Below are 18,006 nucleotides of genomic sequence, written 5' to 3' on the forward strand. Positions count from 1 at the left end.
GGGTGCTCTGGCAGAATTGCCAAATTGTAATTCAAAGATTAGCTTGAAACAAAAGCAAATTTTTAAACATGCTCTAATAAGCAGGAAGGTGTAAAAAGAATTACCACTGAGACTGGGGCTGGTCAGTGGGGCAGCGCACTGAGTTTTGCCTGCCGTCATTTTGGCCTTGAGTGCGAAGTGTACATGGTAAAAATCAGCTATAATCAGAAGCCTTACCGTAAGCTCATGATGAATACCTGGGGTGCCAATGTTATCGCTTCCCCCAGTGACAAAACTGAAGCGGGAAGAAAAATTCTGGCCAAAAATCCTGAATCTCCGGGCAGTCTGGGGATCGCGATCTCTGAGGCAGTAGAGCGTGCCGCAATGGATGAATCCACCAAATACTCTCTGGGTAGCGTGCTCAACCATGTACTGATGCACCAAACTGTGATTGGCCAGGAAGCTATTAAGCAGATGGAAAAAGCGGGAGATATGCCTGACATGGTAGTGGCTCCTTTTGGCGGTGGCTCTAATTTTGCCGGAATAGCTTTTCCTTTTATGCGCCTCAATTTTGAGGAAGGCAAAAACATACGCTGCATCGCCAGTGAGCCAGCTTCCTGCCCCAAGCTCACCAAAGGTGTATTCCGCTACGATTTTGGGGATACGGTAGGCATGACACCTCTGTTGCCTATGTTTACGCTAGGCCACAATTTTGTGCCTGCTCCTATACATGCGGGAGGGCTTCGCTACCACGGAGCAGGAGTCATGGTAAGTCAGTTGCTGAAAGATAAGCTGATGGAGGCTCGGGCGCATCATCAGTTGGAGTGCTTTGAAGCAGGCGTTAAATTCGCGCAGGCAGAAGGCATTATACCGGCTCCTGAAGCCAACCATGCCATCGCTACCGTCATTGCTGAAGCGGAACAGGCCAAGCAGGAAGGAAAGTCCAAAACCATTCTTTTCAATCTCTGTGGACATGGTAATTTTGACATGGCTGCTTATGAAAATTACCTGTCCGGCAACCTGGTAGAACATGAGCTGACAAATGAGGAAATACAATCTTCACTGGCGGAGCTGGATACTCCAACTATAGATTAAGCCTAAGATTTACAGTTTCAAATGCTCAAAGCTACTTCAGTGATGGAGTAGCTTTTATTTTTTCTGGGTACGCATAAACTGATCATCAAAGCGACGGGGAAAGGGCATGCAGATATGCTTTTCTCGGAAAGGCTTAGTTTGCTGCATCAGGTTAAAACCTCCCGCCGTTACGATTTTATCCACATACTCAAAAAGTCCATAGGCAGGAAATAATGAAAGGCATAAATCAATAGATTCATTTTCCACTCCGTTCTGACTACAAAGCACAAAGACTGGCGATGCTTGTTCCGCTTTTGCCACATCCTGTGCATAGTGCAGCAAAGCTTCTACTTCTTCCTGAGGCTCGGAGTGCACTACCAACCATATTGCCTTGCTCTCATCTTTCCATTGCTGGAACTGCGTTAGTATTTCTTCCGGTACTTTAGCCCCGGGATATTGGAGCTCAATTGTTTGTATATTATCCGAAAGTAATGATAAATATCTTTGTTGCTCAGGGTGCCAGCTATCCACTTTATAAAGTGTGTCAAAACTTCTGAAAACAGGCTGATCATAAGCTGTCCAGTTGAGATATCGTCCTACATAATGGATTTGTGTAGGCTTGCGAATTTCAAAATTCCATTCACCCATAATGCCTTCAGGAAAAGTATCCAGATAAATATCCTCAGGCGAGTGAGCATGGGTCCATTCTTTCAGATAATTCCTCAGTTTCTCTGTATCATCAAAAAAAGGTAAAGGTATAGGCTCTATTTTCAACGATTTCCACCGCTCATCCTGAAAGGCAGCCTGCTTCATTTGATAAATCTCTCTATCTGCAAGCATTACTACCATATTATCTAAATTGAGTTCTGGCTGTGTGTGGATGAAAGCAATAGCTCTGCTCAGATGGCCTAATCCTCCGCCTACTGTATAGTACAGCTTCATAGCTTTTTTGAAGTTTGATAAAAAATTTCCAGAAAATTTACAACCTCCTGCTCATGATTAAAATAATCCTTTATCACTTGCTGGCACTTATTTGCTCTTTTCTCTACTAATTCCTCTGGTGAAGCATACCACATTTTTAACGCACGAGCAGCATTCTTCACATCTCCTGCCCTGAAGAGCCAACCCAATTGCTCTCCTTCATAGCGCAAAACATCTTTCATACCATCCACTTCAGCAGCCATGAGAGGAATGCCCAGGCTGCCGGCTTCCAGCATCACATTGGGCATACCATCATAAAAGGAAGGAATGGCAATAGCATCACATGCCGGATAATAGCCCAACAATTCATAGCGATCCAGAAAGGGCAGGGAGGAAAAATGAATAGCTGGCTCCCGCTGCAAGATTTCTTCCAATGTTTCTTCCACATTCCCTACCATCAGCAAATGCAGTTGTTCTGTCAGCCTACTCTTGCGAATAGCTTCCAGGAAAAAAGGAACTCCTTTTTTAGGCTTCAGATCACCAAAGAGGCCAATCACTTTTCGGCCTTGTGCAAATTCTTTTCGCCATTGCGTAGCTTTTTCGTGGTCACTTCGGCTAAGCTTCCAGGGGGTAGTATCAATACCGTTTGGCGTATAACAGACCTTATGTTTGGGAAAAAGCTGCTGAATTTTCTGCACCTTATCACGACTTACAGCACCTACTACTGTCGACTGTTCAATAGCTCTGAGTAAAACAGGCTGCTTCCTGGCAGAGAACATAGCCGCGTCAAAATCATTTCCCCGAAAGAGTGTGACAAGAGGAGTCTGCATCCATGCAGGAAACACAGAAGCAGCCAATACGGGTAAATAACCGCCAAACGCAACTATATGAGTGTAGCTGGTTTTTTCAGTACTCAGATGATTCCAAAGTTTATTAAGCGTATGGGCAGCATCTACTTCAAATGGACAAGCCAAATATCTACCCTGCATTTGTAACTGCCACTGGTAGGCTTTTTTGCGCTGAGAAAAATGAATAATATCTATCTGTACTCCCCGCTCCCGCAGATGGTGCACAATGCGATCGCAGGATTGGGCCATGCCTCCCCGCTTAGGAAAATAATTTTCGGTAAGCCAAAGTAATCGCAGTTTCAACTTAACTATCCAGATAGGTTAATACCTCTTCATCTTCGTCAAATTCCAGTAAATTCTCTTCATCAAAAGCATCATAATCGTCTTCAGAAAACAACCTTCCTCCGGCCCCCCTTTTCTTTACTCTTTTATAGGGATCTTTTTCCTGACCTTCCTCATCGGGAAATATTTCGTCACTCATGATGCTAGGGGTTGAATGGGTTCTACTTGTTTGTATGCTGAAATCAGCAAGCCGGTAAAGTATTTCGGACTCATGCTTTTAAAATAATCTCCGTGAAGATTGGGGTTATGGGTAGACAATTGTTTGCCTTTCATACTGAGCATATAAAATTTTGAGGTCTCTTCTACTCTCAGACCTTCCGGTATTTCTTCTGCCAGCTGGTATTTTGCCTTTGGCAAAATTAGTTTAGTCTTGATCAGATGCTTGGTTTTGTACTTCGTCTTGCGCTTGTTTTTATGGTACTTCACTCCCTTCCGCTGCCTTACAATATCTTCATTCTCCCAAATAAGCAACGCACCATCGGCAAGGGGAACCTTGGCAGTAAGCCAGGGAAGACGAAAAAATGTGGTCGTGATCTTTCTATAACGCTTATTAGTAGGTTTTTCATCAACCTCCTCGCTACCTTTGTATTGCTCATCAGTGGGTAATGCCAGGTTGATATCCAGTTCTACTTTATGGCTTTTGCGCACTTTACTGCTCAGTAATTTCAGACTGGGAATCACGAAGAAGCGAAGCTGATTACCCACGTCCAGTTTTTTGAACTTCAGATGCAGCCACAAGGCTGTGCCAAAAAGTAAAGCAAGCAGAAAACCCAGGAAGAAGGCAAATGTCAATCCGTTTAGCATCATGATGATGGTGAAAAACAGCGGAAAAGCAGAGAATATCATGATCAGCACCAGTCCCTGCCGTGCTTTGTCTGCATACCTGTCCATGAGGGCGATATGGCTCAGTCGGCGGTTCCATTCTCTAATAGTGTATTTACCACTTACTTTACGTTTTTCCAGTATTTCCTTTTCTTCCTCAGTGAGTTTCCGGTAAATCCGGTAGGCATTGATTGAGTTTTTAAACATGCTGCATACGATGGTTGATGATTGTCTGGTATAGCTTGGCCAACTTAGCCTGTTGATCAGTCCAGCTAAATTGACCTCTTACGCTTGAAAGCGCATTCTGACTTAATTTACTACTTTCTTCAGGATAGTCCAGCAGTACTCTGACGGCCCTGGCAAGTTCAGCAGGACGATCAGCTTTTACCAGTTTGGCGTTCATTCCATTTTGCACCAGTTCTCGGACTACCGGCAGGTCGGACGCTACAACTGTAGTGCCACAAGCCATAGATTCCAGAATTTTGAGCGGACAACAGCCCTGCTCCAGATTACGGCTACACTCTTTAAGCGGTGCAAGTGAAAGTTTAGCATGCTGCACATAGGCCCATAACTCTTCCTGCTCAAGCCTAAACTTCCAAATTAGTCGGTCTTCTACGCCTAGTTTTTCAGCAAGTTTGCGGTAAGGTTTTACAAAATGGCGATGATGCGCTGCACAAATTATAAGTTTGAGCTTACTGAAATCCTGCAGATAAGGCAAGGCCTTGAGCAATATGTCTATGCCCTGCCAGGGCTGCAAAGCACCAAAGTAGATAAGATACTGTTCTGGTGCATCCTCAGGGCGTTCAAAAACAGGAGGCAGCACCGCTCCATTGGGAATCCATGTGATTTTAGATTCTGGCAAGCCCCTATTTAATAAATGCTGCTCAATAACTTTGGAAGGTACTACAATATGGTCGGCATGCTGTAAACAATGTTGCTCCAGTTGGTCAATCTTATTCAGCGTATTCTCCGGCAGATCAGCGTAGCGATAAGGCAACTCTATGGAAGGCAAACCATTGACTTCAAAAACTGTAGCATAAGCACGATCAGGTGTCAATAGAGCCATGCCACTCCAGATATCGCGAAAGTGGACCATTTCCAGCTTATCCAAGGCATCTCTCAAGTGCGCAAGCCGCTCTGCAAAAGCCTCAGCCCTTTGCAGATAGTTTTTTAGCGGCAGATTGAAACGCTCATAGCGAAGATTACCCTCTGTTTCTGAAGCAGGTTGATCGGTAGCTCCCAATGTGTAAAGCACACCTCCCCCCCACTGACGAAAGAGCGTTTCAGAAAAATAGCGAATGTGAGTAGCTGCTCCTTTGGGAGAAGGGTAAGGGTCAAAAGCGGCATAAAGGGCACGGTACTGCTGATCCATGGAACCCAATATTAGAAAAGCCAATTCATTTTGCAAACCGATGTAAGTCTATTTATCTTTCTTCACATCACCTACAATTATGAGAATACCTGATGAATCTTTCGTTCTGCATAGCTGGAACCAGAATGCCCGGCAGTGGAACACCCTTATTGTAGAAAACAAACTAGAGAGTCGTCGGCTGGTTACTAATAAGGCCATTGTTGAAGTTTTACTTTCATTAAAGGGTGAGCTAATGCTGGACGTTGGTTGCGGTGAAGGCTGGCTGGTGAGAAAAATGAACAAAGAAGGAATCAAATGTCATGGAATAGATGGAAGCTCCGAACTTATACAACTCGCACAGCAGAAAGGAGGAGGAACCTATGAGTGCATAAGCTATGGAGATATTATCTCGGGCAGTACGATTGAAGGTTCACCCTTTGATGTTTTGGTATTCAACTTTGCAATTTTTGATGAAAAAGCAACTGCCCGGTTACTGCTGAGTTTACAAACTCACTTGCTTGATGGAGGAAAAATTGTCATCCAAAGCCTGCACCCTGATGCTATGCCTGCCAGCAAAAAAAGTCGCTGGGAAGCTGACGTTTGGCAGGGACTTCCGGGAGATTTTAAGGATACTTATGCCTGGTATCTGCGAAGTATGGAAGATTGGAAAGCACTTTTTGATGCTTGTGAGTATAAGCTGGAGAAGATTATTGAGCCCAAACATCCTCAAAGCCAGCAAGCGGTATCAGTGATTTTCGTACTCAGTCTCGCTTAAGAAATGATGTGATTAATCTGTTTGATAATTACATCAAGCTCTTCTGCCCTTCTTTTAATAGTGCGAGGTAGCTTAGTGTTTTCCGGAGAACTCTCGGTCATTAGGTCACTGAGCCCCATAATTCTACAGAGCGGCCCTCTCAGGTGATGCGCATTGATATAGGCATATTCAGCGAGCTTACGGTTTTTTTCTTTGGTGCTCTCTACTTCTTGCTCTATCATTTTCTCCAGCTTAACATTCAGTAATTGAATCTTGGCCTGCTGATGCGCCAGCGCTTTATTTTTTTCTGCAAGTTCATTGTCCAAAGCTTTCAGTTCTTTGTTCTTTCTGACAATCCCATCACGATAAAGAAGGAATTTTTGTTTAAGTATCAGAGTAAAGATGGTAATGAGTAAGGCATGCAAAAGAAAATCAAGAGCCTGAGTAAGATTAGAAGGATAGATAATAGTATCATGTACTGGCAGTGTCTGGGCATAATCCAGGTAAAGCAATGTCAGAATCAGCAGAAAAAAAAATGAAGACGATTGTAAACGCCACTTTTTGGGGCAACAGATGACACTAATCATCATTAACAGGAAAGCATTGTAAGGCATGGTACTGTTGAAGCCCCCAAAAAAGATCCATTCAAAAGTAAGGGAAAGTGCAGCAATCATAATCACCCAGCTAGGGTTGATATGATGATGAGTTTGTTTCAGACCCGGATACAATACTAGTCCGTACAAACTCAACGTAACTATATTTTCAATCTGGGTGATCCATACAAAATCAGTAAACAGAAAATCATAGCACAGTTGAATAAGTTGATAGCCCATGCTAAAATAGATGAAGACTCTTAATAAAGACTGTTCAAGATTTGCTTTCATCTTGTTGTGTGGGAGTATGAATAGTTATGAGTTGCTGATCAGAAAGAAGCGCTTCTTTTATTGCCTGTACCACTTTATATATATCATCCATAGAAGTATTTAGCATTTCCTGATAGCGAGTAGGGTAAGGAGAACCCACCTTTTCAATTACTTCCTGAAGATTTTGTAAAGGAATCTGAATATTTTTAGTGTTCTGCTCAATGTATTGTTGTAGTGCTTTTGTTCTTTGCTCATGATAAGCTTTGCTTTCCCCCACAGCCTGTTTCAATTGCAGATTCATTTGGGTAAGCAATCGTTGTTGTTTATTAAGTTTCGCATTTTTTATACTCACCAGCCTAACCTTTTTCTTCAGCTCTTCATGCTTAGCTTTCAGTTTTTTATCTTCTTCTTCTATAAGTATTTGTAGGTAAGCGATCAAAATAGTCAAGGCGGTAAGTGTGTATAAAAAATTATCATACCCCCAGGAGTTGCGGACAAAGAGCAAATAAAAAAGCGAGTTTTTAACGTACACACTATAGGAAAGATAAATCATAATGGCGAAAGCTATGATAAGAAGTGCTTTTTGCCACCTACCATTGTATAGCAAGCAAAGTATTACTGTTAAACCAAAAAAGTTGTACTCTGTAGTCCCCTCTACTCCACCTGACCGGATGAATAGCAGTGCTAACAATAATACTAAGATCACTCCCAGTAAAGGAGGAATATTTTGAAAAGATTTATTCCGAAAGGCAAGAAAAGTAGTGCCCGCAAATATTCCCACCAGTATACTATCAATTAAAATTCCCTGCCAGGGCACATTACCCATAAGATCTTGTACAGTACCTCCCAGCGTACGCACTAGGGCTATTACTGTGAGAGTGAGTAGCACTCTCGACTCAAAGGACCGATTAGAAGGCTCTGTATCTAGCATAGGTCAACAGTAGGGCTCTCCTAAATTAGAAAAATATTTGAAGTATTAATACTTATTATATTGAAAGTTCATTTGGAAGAAAAGATACTTTGATTTTTTCTAAGACTTACAATTTGCTTGTAACTGTATCTGCAAACTCATATTTTCTTTCTACCCAGGAGCGTTAATGCCGAGCACACCCATACTTGCTTATGACACTACTTTTTGATGAGGCACAACCATTGTAAAAGTGGTTCCTTCTTCTTGTGCGCTTTGTACTTCCACTTTGCCTCCATGCGCCTCTACTATGCCTTTCACCAGCGTTAGGCCAAGGCCCCAACCTTTGGATTTTGCAGGGGCAGCACGATAGTATAGATTAAACAACTCCTTTTGCTTTTCCTTCTCAATCGGCTCCCCAAAGTTCTTTACTGCTATATAGGTTTGATGCGCATCCTGCCTTATGCTAATATTCACATCACTTTCAGGATCACCATGTTTAAGAGCATTTGACACCAGGTTGTCAATAGCTCTGCGTAAAGCTTTGACATCCCAATAGCCCATTATCTCGGCCTGATCTGCCTCCAAATGGATTTTAGCCTGTGTATCAGGATTTAAGCCATATAAAGAAGTCTTGACTTCTTCAAGCAAGTCACCCTCTTCCCGATGTATAGGCAAATGTTCTCCCGACTGAATGAGACTCACATTAAGTAGGTTGTTGATCAGGTCATTTCCTTTGGTCATGCTAAGCTTGATCACATTGAGCAACTTCTCTATGAGTTCGTCATTAGCCGGTGACAAACGCGTTTCCAGTATCTCAACTGCAGAAAGGGTGTTATTGAGAGGGCTTCTGATATCATGTGATAGCGCAGCGATAAACTGATCGCGTAGCATATCCTGGTCCTTCATTTGGTCAAGTAATTTTTCTACTTCTTCCTGATTAGAGTGATCTTCTGCCTGCCGGAATTTATAAAAAGCATCACTGGCCTGCTCTACTGCTTCGTCTATCACATAGGTAATAATATCGCGCTCCAGGCTACTCATATTTTCATATTGGCCATCCAATACATTAAACAAGGTTCTCTTCAGCAAGCGGTATTCTTTGATAATATGCCTGAGAGAGTACTCTGAGAAGGAAACTCTTTGCCGGGCATGCTTCTCACCTTTTACCTGTATGTGGCTAACGTCCTGAGAACGAATAGCCTCTATCAAGGCATCTATCAGGTCAGGTACACTATTCATAATGGTAGGCTGCTCATACTCCTGAGAATGAGGAATTTCTGTCTCTACGCTCTCAACCCATTGCTGAATGATATGCTCTTTTTCGCGTTCTATAATATCGGCTGCGTCCATATGGGTTTTCTTGATGGTAAAATTGTTATAATGCACTTATGCATAAAGCAGTTCATTTCAAAGGGTTAATAAATCTTGATTTAAGACCATTTCTTGAATATGAGTAATGAGAATAACGAAATACACGATAAGAGCAAAGTAATCCTCTTTATTTATATTTTTCTGATATCCCGCTACTCTCTTAGATGTAAGTAAGTCTATAGAACTGATTTTTGACAAATAAGTGTGAATTTGCTGGTTATCTCCCGCATAAACTCTAGCTTTAGACTGTAAATGCCAAGGTAGGCATAGCTAATCTTTACGGCCATGGATGGACTCTTCAGTATTTTAATCATTATTGGCGCAGTGATCCTGGGCATCATGCTATTATTTTACATACTACCGATCAACATATGGGTTCCTGCTGTCTTTTCGGGAGTAAGGGTAAGGTTACTGAATTTGACCTTTATGCGGGTACGTAGAGTACCTCCCAGCACCATTGCTAATGCTATGATCCTGGCCAGTAAAGCAGGCCTAAGTGATGTCAGCTCTGACGAGTTGGAAACACATTATTTGGCAGGAGGAAATGTACCTACTGTAGTGAAAGCATTAATCGTTGCCGATAAAGCCAACATTCCCCTTACTTTTAAGCAGGCTACTGCCATTGATCTGGCTGGTAGAGATGTGCTACAAGCTGTGCAGACTTCCGTTACACCCAAGATCATAGATACACCTTCCATAGCCGGTGTGGCAGGTGACGGTATTCAGCTAATCGTCCGGGCAAGGGTAACGGTACGGGCCAATATACAGCAACTGGTGGGTGGAGCCGGTGAAGACACTATTCTGGCCCGCGTAGGGGAAGGGATCATCAATACCATTGGTTCAGCCCATTCGCATACCATCATCCTGGAAAACCCTGATAACATCTCCAAAAATATCCTGGAAAGAGGACTGGACGCAGGTACTGCCTTCAGTATTTTATCCGTAGATATTGCTGATGTAGATGTGGGAGAGAATATTGGTGCCAAACTGATGATAGATCAGGCCTCGGCCGACCTGAGAGTAGCAAAAGCCAAAGCGGAAGAAAAGCGGGCAATGGCCGTAGCTTTGGAGCAGGAAATGCGTGCCAAGTCTCAAGAAGCCCGGGCCAATGTGATTGCTGCCCAGGCTGAGGTTCCTATTGCCTTAGCTGAAGCCTTCAAAAAAGGGAATCTTAATCTCCGCTAAAGCTGTATGGGTTAATTCAAAATGTAAAAGGAACTTCCACCATTGTCTGGTCCCAAGCCAGTTTCATTACTCCTTCTTTTACTCCTTTACCCTTACCTTCAAATTGTATGGTGAAATTTTCTACCGGATTGCTGAGTTCTGAGACAGGAGCACTTACCCTCAACACATCCTTGGCTTCGTCATAGCTGTAAGCTCCCCACTGATCCACATCACTGCTCAGGATGATGGTCCATTCCTTTTCTCCCGGCACACTTAGCAGCGCATACGATCCAGCTTTTACCTGCTTGCCATTGAGCTTTACATCTTCATAAAACTTAATCTCCGGAGCTTCATTCGCTCCATTTCTCCAGACTTTTCCATAAGGTACTAACTCCCCCATTACTTCTCGTCCATTTTTAGCCGGACGACTGTAAGTTACTCTGATGACCGGGTAATCAAACTCAAGCTCTTCGGGCGCAAAACGTATATCGTGCGCAAAATCATCGGGAAAGTAAGCCATATCCATCGGGCTTTTGTCAGTGCCACGAAGTTCCTGAGCATGTAAAGAGGAGCATAAAGCAAAGCAAAATAAGGAGAGCAACAGGTAATTTTTCATCATAGTAGGTTTGGTAAATAAATATAAAGCAAAAAACAATCTAAGCAGGGGCTTTTGAATGGAAGGTAAGATAGCTGACAATTGGCTGTATACAAAATGAGTAACAAACATATCTTTACCTCTCAAACAATAGTGGAATTAGTATACAAAGTGGAGATGGCATGAGCGTTTTCACTATTCAAGCTTAATGTAAACATTGTGTCAACCTTAAGAAAAATGTGGCCTTGAAAATACTCTTTATTTTCCATATCACTGATAATCAAAATCCTAACTTTTGAGAATGCCATACACGTTGTGAAATCAAGGCAATATCAAAAACACAGCACGATTAAGGCATAAAAGTTGTGCAATCCTCACAAACACTACCCCCTATGAAAAGCACTTTTTTCTGCATAATCTGCCTGGCCTTTCTATCTTCCTGTATGGTTACCTATGGTGACAACAATTTCAGTCGTATCACCAAAGTAAATGAGATTGAATGTGTGGACAAAGCAGAACGGATGTATCTGTTTTTTGAAGGTGAACCTATTGATTATACCTACGAACGTATAGGTCTGGTAGAAGCTAACGGTGATCGCTTCACCTCTAACGATCTAGTAATGGACTACCTCAAATATGAAGCCTGGAATGCCTGTGCCAATGCGATCATCAATATCAGGCGCGACTTTAAAACCAGAGAAGAAGGCTCCATGCTGGATGAGGAAGATGATACCGACTTCTATGATGCTACCGTATATTCTGGACTTGCCGTACGCATATATACTGATGAAGAATTTGTCAGCAAATATGGCAACGGTCTGGATACATCTTTCCGAGAAGTAGTGGCTAATGATATGAACCAACAAATAAAGGAAAGTAATACGCAGGCTACTGCTTCTGTGGTATTGCTCGTGCTAGGGATAATGGTAGCCATAGTTACATTGGGAAATCACTAAGTAAAGGTTTGCTGGCTTAAATTCCTGTTGTGGTAAAGCTAAAATTATTTATTTATCTTAGGTAAGCTTTTCAACATTTCCCAAACCCTCAACCTGCTATATCATGAAAGCCCGCTATCTGCTTTTGTTTTTGTTTGCCTTCTTTGCTATTGGCGTGGGCTTGTACCCTGCCATTTACTTTCTTACCGATATGAGTGATCAGGGGATATTTGCAGGTAAGACTGAGGAATTACTTGCCAGCAACTTCTGGAATTTATGTTTTTATGCCCATGTAGGCTTTGGAGGTATTGCCCTGCTGAGCGGCTGGTCGCAGTTCTTCAAAAAAATCCGCAACAAGCATCTCAGGCTACACCGCAACCTGGGTAAAGTTTATCTACTGGCCGTATTACTCAGTGGACTTTCCAGCCTCTACATTGCATATTACACTGCCGGAGGTATCGTATCCGTTATCGGCTTTGAAGCGTTGGGCTCTCTTTGGCTGTTCACCTCTGCTATGGCTTACATGGCAATCAGGAAGAGGAATACTGACGCACACGAAAACTGGATGATCAGAAGTTACGCCCTTACTTTTGCCGCAGTAACGCTCAGGTTATGGATTCCTTTGTTCATGGGTGCCTTCCAAATGTCTTTCATAGAATCTTACCGCATCATTGCCTGGCTCTGCTGGGTGCCCAACCTGCTCATTGCCCAGTGGATCATTCACCAAAAATATTTCAAAAAGAAGCAGCTAAGTTTAGCACGATAAATTTATGGCCTCACTATTAAGGAGAGCCAGTTAAATAGCCTTATATTGTTAGCTATCATTTGCTTAACAACCTAGCCTGCAATACAATGATACGATACCTGCTCTTTTTGTGCTCATTACTTCCCTATGTATCACTTTGTCAATCTGTTAACACTGATAAGCCCCGCGTAATTGTATCTACCGACATTGGGGGAAGTGATCCTGACGATTTTCAGTCTATGGTACATTTTCTGGTCTATGCCGATCGCTTTGCCATAGAAGGTCTAATCAGTTCTCCCCCTCACGAAGGAAGAAAGGAGCACATAGAAGAAGTACTGCAAGCCTATACCAAAGATTATCCTCAACTCAGGCAACACGGAGAGTTTCCATCGCCGGAAGCACTATTACAAGTGACGAAACAAGGGGCTGTTGACTCACTCACCACTTCCGAACCTACTGAGCTAAGCGAAGGGGCTGAGTGGATTGTTCAAAAAGCCAAAGAGGATTCAGCGCCACTTTATGTACTGGTCTGGGGTTCTATCACTGATGTAGCCCAGGCGGTGCATGCTGATCCTTCTATCAAAAAGAACTTAAGAGTTTATTCCATTGGTTCATGGAATACCCGCCTGGACCCCAATTCCCGTGATTACCTCTACGAAAATCACCCTGACCTCTGGTGGATTGAAAACAATACTACTTTCAGAGGTATGTATATGGGCGGCATACAGGAAGGGGAACATGAAAACACTGCTTTCGTAGAAAAGCATGTAAAAGGACACGGTACCTTAGGTGAGTTGTTCTGGGAAAAGAAAAAGGACATCAAAATGGGCGATACTCCCTCGGTTTTGTATATGCTTTCCGGTGACCCTGCTAATCCTACTGACAAGAGTTGGGGTGGCACTTTTGTCAAAACGGCTCACGGACCTCATTACTGGACCGATGACCCAAAGGCGGAACTGGTGGAAAATGACCGTCCCGGGGCTAAAACCGTCAACCGCTACCGCAAAGCTTATCTGGACGACTGGGCAAAGCGTATGGACTGGACGTTAAAAGAGCCGTAATCCCCTACTTCTGAATCCAACCTAAGTCAAATGTAAAACCTGGCAATACTGTATCTCCCGAAATACGTTGCTGGTAACTCTCAACTTCTTTTACTGCCTGCCCGGGCGTGTAAATAAACACTTTTTCTTCAGAAGGCTGGAATAGCCAGGCCAGGCGGCAACCGTTATCCATCCACTCTTCCATTTTCTGCTGAGCTGCGCTAAGGTTATCCGATTCAGACATTAATTCCACGACAAAGTCTGGGCAAAGCGGAGGAAATTTCTTTTTTTCATCTTCAGTTAAAGCCTCCCAACGGCCCCGGGAAATCCAGGAATCATCAGGAGAACGTGTGGCACCGTTAGCCAAAGCGAACCCCGTGGAAGAATCAAAGACTACACCAAGTTGAGTTTGCTCATTCCACAAATCAAGTTTCGCAACAATTTTTGAATTACTTCTCCCTGTATTTCCTCCGGTAGGTGCCATAATAATGATTTCCCCTTTACTGTTTTTTTCCATGCGGACATGCTCATTTTCCTGACAGAACTCATAAAACTCATCGTCTGTCATTTTTATACTGTCCGGAAATTTTATCGCAAAAGATTCCATATCTGATTCAGTTATCATGCTTCACTTTTCCTAATTTAGCTTAAATGATGAAGCTTATAGAACAAGTCTGTTTAATTTCTTTTTCTTTTTTAATCAAATGATTTACTTCACCCAACTTATCTACCTCAAAGAAGGTCAGGAAGAGGCTTTTCATGCTTTTGAAGATGTTGCCATTCCTATCATCAGCAAACATAAAGGGGAACTTCTTCTCCGGCTCAGACCTACCCAGGATACCGTTATAGACGCTACTCTTGAAAAACCATACGAGATTCATCTGGTATCATTTCCTTCTGAGGCAGAATTTGAAAGCTTCACACGGGATGAAGAGCGTAAACAGTTTCTACATCTGAAAGAGCAGTCAATCAGAGCGGTATGGCTGGTTCAGGGACACAAGTTGTAACGGAAAGAACATGCTTATAATCTTCCTCCTTTTTCCCTATCTTAAAAGTTATTCTTAAGCCATATCTCCTTCCAATGAAGCACTTGATATTTTCAGAGCGGCCCAGCAAAGAGGCATTGACCCAAGCCTTAAAAGAGGGTTTGGGTAGAGATTATAACGTCCGCTTCTTTGGTATTGGCCCTTACAAAAGCATCATCCTGAGCCGCTCTCCTCTTCACGCGGTGCAAATTTCCTACAGCAAACCCAACATCATACAGATTGAAGGTACCTATTCTTCTCCCTTCAGTGCCTTTATGGTGTGGTTAGATACTTTCTTTGGTGCCGGGCTCTCTGCTTTTGATTCTCCTCACGCAGACTGGCGTAAACTGGAAGCTGAGATAAGCACTTTTCTGGAAGATCGGTTCATTAATGAGAAACAAAAAGTACAAGCTGATCTGGATTCTCTTTCTGAATAAAAACAAAAATGAGCACCTAAAACCATGAATCAAGCATTTGCTTTTTTAGCAGCAGGAGTTTTGGTAGATTATTGCCAAAACTACTCATATGAACATATCCATTCACTTTCTGGGTGCAGCCCAATCAGTCACCGGCTCCAAGCATCTGCTTCATTTTGATGATTTTCAGGTATTGATAGATTGCGGTCTTTTTCAGGGACTCAAGGAGCTACGGCTTCGCAACTGGGACCCATTTCCTATGGATGTCTCTCAGGTGGAAGCGCTGGTACTCACCCATGCCCATATTGATCATATCGGCTACCTGCCCAAGCTCGTCAAAGAAGGCTTTGATGGGCCTGTTTACTGTACATCCGCTACCGCTGACCTGGCAAAAATTCTCCTGCTGGACTCTGCCAAGCTACAGGAAGAAGAAGCTGAATGGGCTAAAAAGAAAGGCTACTCTAAGCACAATCCCCCCAGACCATTGTATACTACTGAAGAGGCAGAAAACACTTTTCGCCTGTTCCAGCCTTATGAGTTTGACGAAGATATTTATCTGCGAGATGACATCTGCATCAAATTTCATTATGCCGGACATATTCTGGGTGCTGCCTGGGTAGAACTAACAGTACAAACGGATAAGCAGCAAAAAACCCTGGTATTTTCCGGTGATATCGGCCGCTATCACCAACCCGTATTGCGCGACCCGGTATCTATGAAGCAGGCCGATATTTTAGTAACCGAATCTACTTATGGTGATAGGGATAATTTATTTGAAGACCCCTCAGAGGAGTTTGCTCAGGTGGTGAATGAGGCGATGGAAAGAGGAGGTTGCCTGCTTATTCCCGCATTTGCCCTGGGCCGTACTCAGATGGTCCAGTATTATCTCAGGACACTTATGGAATCAGGCAAAATTCCTAAGGTACCGGTATATCTGGATAGCCCTATGGCCATTAGCATGACGGAGTTGTATAAGCGGCACTTCTCTTACCACAAATTAAGAGATGAGGACCTGTCCGGTGAGTCTATTTTTGATTACGAATTTTTCAATTATTACCGCAGTGTACCTGCCTCTCAGACTATCAATGAGATACGTCGCAATGCCATCATCGTCTCTTCCAGTGGCATGTGCACCGGAGGCCGTATTTTGCACCATCTTTATCATCGGCTTCCACGAGAAGAAGACACTATTCTTTTTGTAGGCTTTCAGGCAAAGGGAACGCGAGGGCGTGATATTTTGGAGCAAAAAGAAACCATCAGAATGTTCGGGCAGGAAGTTCCACTCAAAATGCAGATACGCAAAATTGACGGCCTGTCAGCGCATGCCGATAAAAATGAATTACTCCAATGGGTGGGGACCCTACAGGAAGCACCCAAACGTACTTTTATTGTACATGGAGAACCTGAAAGTGCGCAAGGTTTCCAACAAACGCTTACCCAAAAACTGGGCTGGTCAAATGTACATGTCCCCAATTATATGGAACAGCATAAATTGTTTGATAACATATAAATGGAATTATCAATAGCATCAGATTTGACTGTATATTAATAATACCACTGACTATTAATACTATGCCTTCTCCTACTAGCAGAATTCTTTCCATTGACATTTTCAGAGGCCTCACCATGATGCTAATGATATTTGTCAACGACTTCTGGACATTGGAAGGAATACCCAAATGGCTGAAGCATGCCCAGGCAGGAGAAGACTATCTGGGCTTCTCCGATATTATCTTTCCAGCTTTTCTTTTCATTGTGGGTTTATCCATTCCCTTCGCCATTGATGCCCGTAGAGCCAAAGGAGAGGGCAATATGCAGATTTTAATACACATTCTGGTAAGAACACTGGCATTGCTGGTCATGGGTGTCTTTATCGTCAACCTGGAGAACATTGACGGAAGTCGGGTGCTAATCGGTCGCTACGGATGGGGGATACTAATGGCTTTAGCCTTCTTCCTAATCTGGAATCGTTACCCGAGAGACACAGATAAGAAAAACCTTTACCTTTTTTTACAAGTCCTGGGCATAGCCCTGTTAATTACTTTATTCATACTCTATGCAGGAGGAAGCGCTGACCAACCTCTGGTATTTCAAGCTCACTGGTGGGGCATATTGGGGTTAATCGGCTGGGCTTATCTGGTATGCAGTTGTGTCTATGTTTTTAGCCAAGGCAAATTGTGGCCGGTAGTTGCCATTTGGCTATTTTTCTGTCTGTTCAATGTGGCAGCATTAGCAGGCTGGTTAGCCTTTCTCTCTCCTCTGCACAAGCTTTACCTCTGGCCGGTAGGCAATGGTGCTATGATGGCCTTTACTATGAGTGGGGTAGTGGTTTCTGTCATTTTTCAGCAACAAGTTCAGCAGAGAACATATTGGAGATTTATCGGAATCCTGCTCGTGCTTGGAGTAGGCTCATTACTCTTTGGTTTTACTACGCGGCCTTTCTGGGGTGTTTCCAAGCTAGGTGCCACACCCGGCTGGATTGGTTATTGTACTGCAATCAGCCTGTTTTCTTATGCTTTTCTATTCTGGCTGGCAGATATACGAGGGAAGAAAAGATGGGCAAATTTCTTGAAGCCTGCCGGAACCAGTACGCTTACCTGCTATCTGATTCCCTACCTCTGGTATCCTCTGACAGCAATTCTCGGCCTGAGCTTACCCTTAGCCCTCCGTACTGGCCTTATGGGACTTGTCAAATCTATGCTTTTTGCATTGCTTATCATCGGCATTACTGCCCTGATTAACAAAGCCCATATCAGACTTAAGATCTGAGCAAATTGTACTATTGCCGCTACCCTTCTCTACTATTTGCCAGCAATTCACCTAATTTTTTATATACTTATTTTTCGTAATT

The 18,006-nt window shown here is 43.1% G+C and carries 19 protein-coding genes and 1 pseudogene; 10 read left to right on the forward strand and 10 right to left on the reverse strand.

The genetic code is table 11. From position 1 onward, the window contains the following. Window positions 1-87 precede the first annotated feature (87 nt). A pseudogene (locus WJR50_RS27525) lies at window positions 88-1,074 on the forward strand (TrpB-like pyridoxal phosphate-dependent enzyme); the annotation flags it as partial. A gap of 54 nt (window positions 1,075-1,128) precedes the next feature. On the opposite strand, the gene WJR50_RS27530 reads toward WJR50_RS27525, so the two are convergent. The 5 genes from WJR50_RS27530 to WJR50_RS27550 are packed head-to-tail and all read right to left on the reverse strand — an operon-like array spanning window position 1,129 to window position 5,358. Further along, the gene (locus WJR50_RS27530) at window positions 1,129-1,995 is read right to left on the reverse strand and encodes a hypothetical protein (protein ID WP_341296535.1); all 867 of its coding nucleotides are present in this window, start codon (window positions 1,993-1,995) and stop codon (window positions 1,129-1,131) included. After that, window positions 1,992-3,125, reverse strand: coding sequence for a glycosyltransferase family 4 protein (locus WJR50_RS27535; protein ID WP_341296536.1), 1,134 nt, complete (start codon window positions 3,123-3,125; stop codon window positions 1,992-1,994). The genes WJR50_RS27530 and WJR50_RS27535 overlap by 4 nt, the downstream gene beginning before the upstream one ends. 1 nt (window position 3,126) lies before the next feature. Further along, the gene (locus WJR50_RS27540) at window positions 3,127-3,303 is read right to left on the reverse strand and encodes a hypothetical protein (RefSeq protein WP_341296537.1); all 177 of its coding nucleotides are present in this window, start codon (window positions 3,301-3,303) and stop codon (window positions 3,127-3,129) included. After that, entirely contained in the window at window positions 3,300-4,193 is an 894-nt protein-coding gene (locus WJR50_RS27545; protein WP_341296538.1) for a hypothetical protein, read from the reverse strand. Before WJR50_RS27545 ends, WJR50_RS27540 begins: the two co-directional genes overlap by 4 nt. Beyond that, window positions 4,186-5,358, reverse strand: coding sequence for a glycosyltransferase family 4 protein (locus WJR50_RS27550; RefSeq protein ID WP_341296539.1), 1,173 nt, complete (start codon window positions 5,356-5,358; stop codon window positions 4,186-4,188). The genes WJR50_RS27545 and WJR50_RS27550 overlap by 8 nt, the downstream gene beginning before the upstream one ends. Window positions 5,359-5,437: 79 nt before the next feature. Here WJR50_RS27550 and WJR50_RS27555 point away from each other — a divergent pair, with 79 nt between their 5' ends. After that, window positions 5,438-6,112 carry a class I SAM-dependent methyltransferase gene (locus tag WJR50_RS27555; protein ID WP_341296540.1) on the forward strand — a complete coding sequence of 225 codons (675 nt, stop codon included), beginning with the start codon at window positions 5,438-5,440 and terminating at the stop codon, window positions 6,110-6,112. Here WJR50_RS27555 and WJR50_RS27560 read toward each other — a convergent pair. From WJR50_RS27560 to WJR50_RS27570, 3 genes are all read right to left on the reverse strand, one after another. Then, a complete protein-coding gene (locus tag WJR50_RS27560) occupies window positions 6,109-6,975 on the reverse strand; it encodes a phytochrome family protein (RefSeq protein ID WP_341296541.1) in 867 nt (288 codons plus the stop codon). The genes WJR50_RS27555 and WJR50_RS27560 overlap by 4 nt on opposite strands. Beyond that, window positions 6,959-7,885: a hypothetical protein gene (locus WJR50_RS27565; protein ID WP_341296542.1), complete on the reverse strand. Its 927-nt coding sequence runs from the start codon at window positions 7,883-7,885 to the stop codon at window positions 6,959-6,961. The genes WJR50_RS27560 and WJR50_RS27565 overlap by 17 nt, the downstream gene beginning before the upstream one ends. 189 nt (window positions 7,886-8,074) lie before the next feature. After that, window positions 8,075-9,214 (reverse strand): ATP-binding protein, encoded by a 1,140-nt coding sequence (locus WJR50_RS27570; protein ID WP_341296543.1) that lies wholly within the window; start codon window positions 9,212-9,214, stop codon window positions 8,075-8,077. A 306-nt stretch (window positions 9,215-9,520) separates the two neighbouring features. Here WJR50_RS27570 and floA point away from each other — a divergent pair, with 306 nt between their 5' ends. Further along, window positions 9,521-10,420 carry a flotillin-like protein FloA gene (gene floA / locus WJR50_RS27575; protein ID WP_341296544.1) on the forward strand — a complete coding sequence of 300 codons (900 nt, stop codon included), beginning with the start codon at window positions 9,521-9,523 and terminating at the stop codon, window positions 10,418-10,420. A 16-nt stretch (window positions 10,421-10,436) separates the two neighbouring features. Here floA and WJR50_RS27580 read toward each other — a convergent pair whose 3' ends face one another. Then, complete coding sequence (locus WJR50_RS27580; RefSeq protein ID WP_341296545.1) at window positions 10,437-11,018, reverse strand: DUF2911 domain-containing protein; 582 nt, start codon at window positions 11,016-11,018, stop codon at window positions 10,437-10,439. Window positions 11,019-11,386: 368 nt separating this feature from the next. Here WJR50_RS27580 and WJR50_RS27585 point away from each other — a divergent pair, with 368 nt between their 5' ends. From WJR50_RS27585 to WJR50_RS27595, 3 genes are all read left to right on the forward strand, one after another. After that, entirely contained in the window at window positions 11,387-11,950 is a 564-nt protein-coding gene (locus WJR50_RS27585; RefSeq protein WP_341296546.1) for a hypothetical protein, read from the forward strand. Window positions 11,951-12,053: 103 nt separating this feature from the next. Beyond that, entirely contained in the window at window positions 12,054-12,695 is a 642-nt protein-coding gene (locus WJR50_RS27590; RefSeq protein ID WP_341296547.1) for a DUF2306 domain-containing protein, read from the forward strand. 86 nt (window positions 12,696-12,781) lie between these two features. After that, the gene (locus WJR50_RS27595) at window positions 12,782-13,735 is read left to right on the forward strand and encodes a DUF1593 domain-containing protein (protein WP_341296548.1); all 954 of its coding nucleotides are present in this window, start codon (window positions 12,782-12,784) and stop codon (window positions 13,733-13,735) included. Window positions 13,736-13,739: 4 nt separating this feature from the next. Here the strand turns inward: WJR50_RS27595 and WJR50_RS27600 are convergent, their stop codons facing one another. Next, window positions 13,740-14,339 carry a Uma2 family endonuclease gene (locus WJR50_RS27600; protein ID WP_341296549.1) on the reverse strand — a complete coding sequence of 200 codons (600 nt, stop codon included), beginning with the start codon at window positions 14,337-14,339 and terminating at the stop codon, window positions 13,740-13,742. A 79-nt stretch (window positions 14,340-14,418) separates the two neighbouring features. Here WJR50_RS27600 and WJR50_RS27605 point away from each other — a divergent pair, with 79 nt between their 5' ends. The 4 genes from WJR50_RS27605 to WJR50_RS27620 all read left to right on the forward strand — a co-directional run bounded on the left by WJR50_RS27605 (window position 14,419) and on the right by WJR50_RS27620 (window position 17,924). Further along, complete coding sequence (locus WJR50_RS27605; RefSeq protein WP_341296550.1) at window positions 14,419-14,721, forward strand: DUF1330 domain-containing protein; 303 nt, start codon at window positions 14,419-14,421, stop codon at window positions 14,719-14,721. A gap of 74 nt (window positions 14,722-14,795) precedes the next feature. Then, window positions 14,796-15,176 carry a hypothetical protein gene (locus tag WJR50_RS27610; RefSeq protein ID WP_341296551.1) on the forward strand — a complete coding sequence of 127 codons (381 nt, stop codon included), beginning with the start codon at window positions 14,796-14,798 and terminating at the stop codon, window positions 15,174-15,176. 88 nt (window positions 15,177-15,264) lie between these two features. Then, window positions 15,265-16,665: an MBL fold metallo-hydrolase RNA specificity domain-containing protein gene (locus tag WJR50_RS27615; protein ID WP_341296552.1), complete on the forward strand. Its 1,401-nt coding sequence runs from the start codon at window positions 15,265-15,267 to the stop codon at window positions 16,663-16,665. 62 nt (window positions 16,666-16,727) lie between these two features. Then, the gene (locus tag WJR50_RS27620) at window positions 16,728-17,924 is read left to right on the forward strand and encodes a DUF5009 domain-containing protein (RefSeq protein ID WP_341296553.1); all 1,197 of its coding nucleotides are present in this window, start codon (window positions 16,728-16,730) and stop codon (window positions 17,922-17,924) included. The last annotated feature ends 82 nt before the right edge of the window (window positions 17,925-18,006 follow it).

The sequence above is a fragment of the Catalinimonas locisalis genome, assembly GCF_038039535.1.
Classification (GTDB): Bacteria; Bacteroidota; Bacteroidia; order Cytophagales; family Cyclobacteriaceae; genus Catalinimonas.

What these genes read in the sequence shown, in the direction of transcription:
- WJR50_RS27590 (WP_341296547.1), top strand. Translation starts at nt 12,054, where the DNA reads ATGAAAGCCCGCTATCTGCTTTTGTTTTTGTTTGCCTTCTTTGCTATT.
- WJR50_RS27610 (WP_341296551.1), top strand. Translation starts at nt 14,796, where the DNA reads ATGAAGCACTTGATATTTTCAGAGCGGCCCAGCAAAGAGGCATTGACC.
- WJR50_RS27585 (WP_341296546.1), top strand. Translation starts at nt 11,387, where the DNA reads ATGAAAAGCACTTTTTTCTGCATAATCTGCCTGGCCTTTCTATCTTCC.
- WJR50_RS27605 (WP_341296550.1), top strand. Translation starts at nt 14,419, where the DNA reads ATGATTTACTTCACCCAACTTATCTACCTCAAAGAAGGTCAGGAAGAG.
- WJR50_RS27595 (WP_341296548.1), top strand. Translation starts at nt 12,782, where the DNA reads ATGATACGATACCTGCTCTTTTTGTGCTCATTACTTCCCTATGTATCA.
- WJR50_RS27565 (WP_341296542.1), bottom strand. Translation starts at nt 7,885, where the DNA reads ATGCTAGATACAGAGCCTTCTAATCGGTCCTTTGAGTCGAGAGTGCTA.
- WJR50_RS27600 (WP_341296549.1), bottom strand. Translation starts at nt 14,339, where the DNA reads ATGATAACTGAATCAGATATGGAATCTTTTGCGATAAAATTTCCGGAC.
- WJR50_RS27540 (WP_341296537.1), bottom strand. Translation starts at nt 3,303, where the DNA reads ATGAGTGACGAAATATTTCCCGATGAGGAAGGTCAGGAAAAAGATCCC.
- WJR50_RS27620 (WP_341296553.1), top strand. Translation starts at nt 16,728, where the DNA reads ATGCCTTCTCCTACTAGCAGAATTCTTTCCATTGACATTTTCAGAGGC.
- WJR50_RS27560 (WP_341296541.1), bottom strand. Translation starts at nt 6,975, where the DNA reads ATGAAAGCAAATCTTGAACAGTCTTTATTAAGAGTCTTCATCTATTTT.
- WJR50_RS27580 (WP_341296545.1), bottom strand. Translation starts at nt 11,018, where the DNA reads ATGATGAAAAATTACCTGTTGCTCTCCTTATTTTGCTTTGCTTTATGC.
- WJR50_RS27615 (WP_341296552.1), top strand. Translation starts at nt 15,265, where the DNA reads ATGAACATATCCATTCACTTTCTGGGTGCAGCCCAATCAGTCACCGGC.
- WJR50_RS27545 (WP_341296538.1), bottom strand. Translation starts at nt 4,193, where the DNA reads ATGTTTAAAAACTCAATCAATGCCTACCGGATTTACCGGAAACTCACT.
- WJR50_RS27550 (WP_341296539.1), bottom strand. Translation starts at nt 5,358, where the DNA reads ATGGATCAGCAGTACCGTGCCCTTTATGCCGCTTTTGACCCTTACCCT.
- floA (WP_341296544.1), top strand. Translation starts at nt 9,521, where the DNA reads ATGGATGGACTCTTCAGTATTTTAATCATTATTGGCGCAGTGATCCTG.
- WJR50_RS27530 (WP_341296535.1), bottom strand. Translation starts at nt 1,995, where the DNA reads ATGAAGCTGTACTATACAGTAGGCGGAGGATTAGGCCATCTGAGCAGA.
- WJR50_RS27555 (WP_341296540.1), top strand. Translation starts at nt 5,438, where the DNA reads ATGAGAATACCTGATGAATCTTTCGTTCTGCATAGCTGGAACCAGAAT.
- WJR50_RS27570 (WP_341296543.1), bottom strand. Translation starts at nt 9,214, where the DNA reads ATGGACGCAGCCGATATTATAGAACGCGAAAAAGAGCATATCATTCAG.